This window comes from Desulfobulbus rhabdoformis, assembly GCF_016919065.1.
Classification (GTDB): domain Bacteria; phylum Desulfobacterota; class Desulfobulbia; order Desulfobulbales; family Desulfobulbaceae; genus Desulfobulbus; species Desulfobulbus rhabdoformis.
In genome coordinates, this window is sequence record NZ_JAFFQA010000169.1 from 1 (window position 1) to 429 (window position 429).

Here is a 429-nt window from a genome sequence, read left to right on the forward strand (position 1 = left end):
ATTTTAGATAATCTTTTTCATATCCCCTGTGCACCACTGGTCGTACTCTCTGTTCTTGGTTGTCTTCGGCAGAACCAATCCAGGCCAAGCGGTATCCCCCTAATTCCACAACAATCCGACAGATGTCCTGCATGAGTTCAAATTCATCCTTGGCACGGATTAACGTGTGGCTGCACTCATTCAGCGTTCTTAGTATTCGATTCGTTTTACGCAATGATGCCACTGGGAGATCCGTCAAAAAATTGCATTACCATTTCGACAGCGGAATTGGAAATTGCAGCAATATTTTGTTTGTCATGATTGAGATCATCTGACAAATATCCATCCTATCAAAAAATTGTTGTTAACCCATGCGTAGTGGCCGGATATTTATCCCGATTCATAGCATCGATTTGTATAATTACATACAAGAGCCTATTTCACAACCAG

The 429-nt window shown here is 41.5% G+C and carries 1 pseudogene; it reads right to left on the reverse strand.

What is annotated here, in order from left to right:
* Positions 1-223: pseudogene (locus JWJ90_RS22940) on the reverse strand (GAF domain-containing protein); the annotation flags it as partial.
* Positions 224-429 lie beyond the last annotated feature (206 nt).